Below are 2,002 nucleotides of genomic sequence, written 5' to 3'. Positions count from 1 at the left end.
GCCCACGCAGAATCGGCGACATCGTCGCCGCCGCACTCCACCTGACCCACTTCGAATACAAACACCTACCCGAATCTTGCTGAGATCACCTCAATAGCCCTGCCATCAGAACTCAGCCAAGACCAGCCACTACGCCAGACAAGCCCTCACCGAACCCTAAAACGGATCTCCTGCTGGAGTATTAGGCAATCAAATTTACTTCAACCCGGAACGAGAAGAATTCTTCGCAAGCTAGGGGAACGTGGCGAGCTGAGCCTGATGAAGTGTTGATATGGAGCTTTCTTGAATACCAATCAAGCCCTCAGCCTTTAGCTCTATTAGCTTCGGCCTGAGAATCGAATAGTCGACCGTCGGAGCAATGTCAACAGCGACGTAGTTATTAGCGCCAATCTCCCATGCGCATTCAGACTCGACTAGCAACCGTTCAGCCCGCAACTTCCCCTCCGCTTCTTTGAGCAGCAAGCGCACTGTCGAATGACCAGATTCCTCGATTAGCTGGACAAAAACGACCTCCCTACGCTCGCTGTCTGGACGCACGAGGATAATGTCACCGTTCGAGATACCCCGAATATAGAATGGAGTGTTTTGGACCTTAAGGAGAAGCTTGACCGGAGTCTTTGCAGCCCATAGCCGCTCGGTTCCAAACGGAGCCCATGAATTATCATCAGACGGGAGGTCAAATGCGACCCGGAACTTCCTCCCCTCCGAATCGGCACGTTCAGCCATCTCTATTCCAAAAGCTCCCGAAGCTCATCATCCCACTCCTCCATCGGCTTGGTAGATTTATCTCGATTGCACCTACGGCAGGCAACAGCGCCATTATGCGCACCACCATGCCCGCCAGCGGCGCGGGGTTCGACATGGTCAATCTGCGCATCGTCGGGACGTCCGGGGACACCAGACTCCGACGGGCGCCTTACCACGTCCCGCCCACAGTACTCGCATTTCAGCACTCCGTCGTTGGCGTCAAGGTTGGCGTCATACACCTTCTGCCTCTCAGCATCCGTAAAGTCCAATCCGCCGCGATCACAGTTGTGAACGAGGACCGGCGTGTTATCGGCGAGCACATAGTACGTGTGCAGGCCGTCTACAGTGAGGTTGTACGCCCCTGCATCGAACGCCCGCCAGGTCCCCACCTCACCAACCTCTGCAGGCAGCCCCTCTGAGGTCACGAGCATGTCGCCAGCGTCGAGTTCGTCCGCCCTCTGCCACTGCCGGTCTGTGGAATTCCAGAACGGATGGTCCTCAGTCGTCTGGATCAGACCTCCACCGACCTCGAGCGTGATGAAGTCGTCACGGTGAGGCCAGATATGTGTTACGAGACGCGGTTCCTGCTGTCCGCTTTCCGGGTCTGCGGCAAGGACTTCGTCACCAACAACTACGTCCTCAATACTCTTGACCGTGCCGTTGGCCATCAAGACGAGAGTCGCGCCTGAGAAACTCTTTGCGCCGTTGCAGTCAATGGGCGCCGGGGTGTCCTTGTCAGCAGCGCGTACCGGTGAAGGGTCTTTGGTCGGCTTGGGCATTGCCTTCGGCGCACGCACCGGGAGCTTGACCTTCATGAACGGAATGAGAGCGACGCCGATTTCGATGCCCTTACCGGCGACCGCCTCGGTCATCCCCTCGACGTCGCCGTCTCGGGCGGCGTTGATGAAGTCTGATGCCTTACCTAGATCATGATGCCATCGGCGGGTGGAGTCCTCGGTGTCGTGCAGTCCTAGAGAAACTCCATGATCACCTTGAGGGTTTCACTCGCTTCATCCGCCTCCATAGAGGCCACTCACTCCACAAGATCGCTGGTCAGCACGCCGCCCCGCGAGAACGCAATGGCCCTGGCCGGAACCTCAGGGCCGCGCTCGCCTGGGAGCAGGAATTGCGGCAGCTGTGCCGGGCAGTCCAATGCCGGCGCAGGGCCGTTGCGTAGTCTGATGGCACGGCGCTGAGCTGGGGATTCGAGGTATGAATGGCCTCTGTAGAGGCGAAGGTGGCGGGTGAGATCACG

General features: G+C 58.0%; 2 protein-coding genes. Both read right to left on the bottom strand.

What is annotated here, in order from left to right; genetic code table 11:
• Positions 1 to 231: 231 nt before the first annotated feature.
• The gene (locus ACIA8K_RS41215) at positions 232 to 726 is read right to left on the bottom strand and encodes a DUF4265 domain-containing protein (protein WP_396068960.1); all 495 of its coding nucleotides are present in this window, start codon (positions 724 to 726) and stop codon (positions 232 to 234) included.
• Positions 727 to 728: 2 nt separating this feature from the next.
• Positions 729 to 1,619, bottom strand: coding sequence for a polymorphic toxin-type HINT domain-containing protein (locus ACIA8K_RS41210; protein ID WP_396068959.1), 891 nt, complete (start codon positions 1,617 to 1,619; stop codon positions 729 to 731).
• Positions 1,620 to 2,002: the final 383 nt, after the last annotated feature.

Origin of the sequence: Catenuloplanes sp. NPDC051500 (genome assembly GCF_044454585.1) — a bacterium.
In the GTDB taxonomy this organism is placed as follows: Bacteria; Actinomycetota; Actinomycetes; order Mycobacteriales; family Micromonosporaceae; genus Catenuloplanes.
Note: the sequence above shows the minus strand (reverse complement) of the source record. Positions and strands in the feature narration are given on the sequence as shown.